Below are 3,067 nucleotides of genomic sequence, written 5' to 3'. Positions count from 1 at the left end.
AATGCCGGCGGACGTAAAAGCCAACTGGGCCGAAGAAGCCGACGAATGGGAGCGCACCAAAAATCTTTAGCCCGGCATACCGTAAATCCGAAAAACAAAACCCCGCCGAAATTTACGACGGGGTTTTATATTTTAAATTTTATCAGGTTAATCTTTTTTATTGTTAACCGTTACGATTGTTTCTTCCTTGTCTTTGGCAATCGCGCTGATTTGGTATCCTTCGCGGTTTATGCCTATGCTGAAGCCGCGCCTTCTTAAATTCTTTTGGATATCCCTTTGCAGCTGGACGGGATCGCCGCTGATAAGGGCAAGGCGCATCAAATCGGAAGTATAACGGCCGAAATGTTCTTTATGCACTTCTTCCAAATAGGCCAATTTGTTTAATTGCTCGCGGGCGTTATCCACCAGTTCGCGCTGATAAACGCTGGGCGTAATAAAAAATAAATAGTAAACGTAAAATATAACTCCGCCAATAAGCATGGTGCCCAAAGCGGAAAGCGCAATAAATTCGTTGGGGGATTTTTCCCTTACCGTAATAACCTCGCTGCCGGCGACTAAATCTTCCAGCGCAAGGCGTTTTTTATTGAGCAAAGCTATGCCGAAGCCTATAAACAGCGTAAACAGATTAACAAAGTAAGTAAGCCCCCTCAGCAAAGCTTTGACGAAAGTCAAACCCTCGCCGGTTTTGCGGTCTATAACTTTTATGCCCACTAGGAATTTGCCCAAAGTCTGCCTGCCGCCGCTTGTAAATACGGCGCAGTAAAGAGCAAAAAGAGCATAAAAGAAAATTAAAATTATCCAATAATTGTCTGAAGCTATAATCCCCGTTTTTCTTATCAGAATATAACCCGCAATATAAATAACCGCAAAAAGCCCTAAAATATCTATGGCGAACGCAACGGCCCTTTCAAATATGCCCGCTCTGGGAAACTCCTGTGCCTGAGGCTGATTTTCCTGTTCAGGCTGGGCGTAATATTGGGTCTGGTTAAACATAACGATATCCCCCTGCAAATAAATCTTTCCGTTTATTATTATATATATTTTTTATAGAATATTCTCAAGTAAAAGTTAAAGGAAAAGATTATGAAAACACAAAAAAAGAAATTCAAAATACCGCTGCTCCTGGCCGTGGTGTTTGCTATTATCGCCGGTATAATCGGCGGGTTGTACTTGCCTGACGGGATTGTAAGGCTGTTTATTACTTTTAATTCCCTCTTCAGCGCGTTTCTGGGCTTTATAGTGCCCTTAATTATCTTGGGCCTTATAGCCCCGGGTATTGCGGAACTGGGCTCCAAAGCCGGTAAGCTGTTATTAATAACCGTGGCTTTGGCTTACGCGTTTACGTTATTCTCCGGATTTTTCACTTATTTCGTCTGCAAGGCTTCTTTCCCCTTCGTTTTAGGTTCCATAACCATGACCGAATTTGCCGAGGCCGCTTCGTTAAAGCCGTATTTCACTTTGGATTTACCCCCCATTATGGGCGTGATTTCGGCTTTGGTTTTCGCTTTCATGCTGGGATTGGGTATAGCTTCCTGCGAGGGCAACACCCTTAAAAAAATTATGGAAGAATTTAAGGATATTACCTATAAAACCATTGATAAAGTAATCATACCGCTTCTGCCTTTGTTTATCTGCGGCATTTTTATGGATATTACGGTATCGGGGCAGGTCATCGGGATATTGAGCGTGTTCGTTAAATTGGTGGCGGTTATCTTCTTAATTACGATAGTCATGCTGCTGATACAGTTTATCATAGCTTGGATTGTTTCCGGCGCGAATCCTTTTATTTCCCTTAAAAACATGATGCCGGCTTACGCCACCGCGCTGGGCACGCAGTCATCTGCGGCCACAATACCCGTAACTTTAAGGCAGACCTTAAAAAACGGCGTGGCGGAAAATGTGGCTTCTTTCGTGATTCCTTTGTGCGCTACGATACACCTTTCCGGCAGCACTATGAAAATCGTCGCCTGCTCTTTGGCTATCATGATGATATCCGGTATGCCTTTTGACTTATATATGTACGCCGGTTTTATTATGATGCTGGGCGTTTCAATGGTGGCTGCTCCGGGTGTTCCCGGCGGCGCGATTATGGCGGCTTTGGGCGTGCTGAGCGGTATTTTGGGCTTTGACGAAAAGGCCATAGCCTTAATGATAGCTTTGTATATCGCCATGGACAGCTTCGGTACGGCCTGCAACGTTACCGGCGACGGTGCGATAGCTTTGATAATCAACAAAATCTATAAACCGTAAACGCTATATTTTACGCAGAATATAAGCCCCCGGCAAATCCGGGGGTTTTGTTTTATAAATTATAAACCCCGGCCTTTATAGCCGGGGCTTTTACATATTAAAATCAGCCGTTTGCTTAATTTAATGATGCGGCTTCTTCATTTACGCTTTGCTCCGAACCGCGCATGGCGTCAAGCGTATCCTGCATAAGCTTGTCCAAATCCCAGCCGAGCATTTCCGCACCTTTTTTTATAATGTCGCGCGAACAGCCCGCCGCGAATTTTTTATCTTTAAACTTCTTTTTCAGGCTTGAAAGTTCCATATCCCGCACGCTTTTTGAAGGCCGCATTCTTGCCGCCGCGCCTATAAGGCCGGTAAGTTCGTCTGCGGCAAAGAGAACTTTCTCCATTTGGTGTTTTGGCTCGATATCGCAGCAAAGGCCGTAACCGTGGCTGCAAATCGAATAAATCATATCTTCCCCTGCGCCCGCTTTTTTAAGCAGTTCCGGCGCTTTTTTGCAATGTTCGGAAGGGTACATTTCAAAATCAATATCATGCAAAAGGCCTGTTATTCCCCAATATTCTTCCTCTTCGGCGTAACCGAGATTTTTTGCAAAGCTGCGCATGACGGCTTCAACCGTCAAAGCGTGTAAAATGTGAAAAGGCTCCTTATTATATTCTTTAAGCAAGGCTAAAGCCTGTTCCCTGCCGATTTTGCTTTCCATTGGTATCCTCCTTTTAAAATCTATTCCACCATGCAGTGTTTTATGGTTAAATCTCTGTCGCAAATGCTCTTCCACCCGTTCCAATGTTGTTTCGATTTTTTCATTTGTTCTGGC

3 protein-coding genes are annotated in these 3,067 nt (G+C 44.2%); 1 reads left to right on the top strand and 2 read right to left on the bottom strand.

Annotated features, from left to right (window positions below; translation table 11 throughout):
- Positions 1-147: 147 nt before the first annotated feature.
- Positions 148-993, bottom strand: coding sequence for an RDD family protein (locus ACQY26_RS02070; protein WP_428047420.1), 846 nt, complete (start codon positions 991-993; stop codon positions 148-150).
- 90 nt (positions 994-1,083) lie between these two features.
- Here ACQY26_RS02070 and ACQY26_RS02065 point away from each other — a divergent pair, with 90 nt between their 5' ends.
- Entirely contained in the window at positions 1,084-2,250 is a 1,167-nt protein-coding gene (locus ACQY26_RS02065) for a dicarboxylate/amino acid:cation symporter (RefSeq protein ID WP_428047419.1), read from the top strand.
- 115 nt (positions 2,251-2,365) lie between these two features.
- Here the strand turns inward: ACQY26_RS02065 and ACQY26_RS02060 are convergent, their stop codons facing one another.
- On the bottom strand, positions 2,366-2,953 hold the full coding sequence (locus ACQY26_RS02060; RefSeq protein WP_428047418.1) for a hydrolase: 588 nt from the start codon (positions 2,951-2,953) through the stop codon (positions 2,366-2,368).
- Positions 2,954-3,067: the final 114 nt, after the last annotated feature.

It is taken from the genome of Candidatus Proelusimicrobium excrementi (assembly GCF_937881865.1).
Lineage (GTDB): Bacteria > Elusimicrobiota > Elusimicrobia > Elusimicrobiales > Elusimicrobiaceae > Proelusimicrobium > Proelusimicrobium excrementi.
The sequence above is the reverse complement of the archived record's forward strand: the minus strand, read 5'-3'. Positions and strand labels throughout refer to the sequence as shown.

Coding starts and splice junctions, on each gene's coding strand:
- ACQY26_RS02070 (WP_428047420.1), bottom strand. CDS start 993: ATGTTTAACCAGACCCAATATTACGCCCAGCCTGAACAGGAAAATCAG.
- ACQY26_RS02065 (WP_428047419.1), top strand. CDS start 1,084: ATGAAAACACAAAAAAAGAAATTCAAAATACCGCTGCTCCTGGCCGTG.
- ACQY26_RS02060 (WP_428047418.1), bottom strand. CDS start 2,953: ATGGAAAGCAAAATCGGCAGGGAACAGGCTTTAGCCTTGCTTAAAGAA.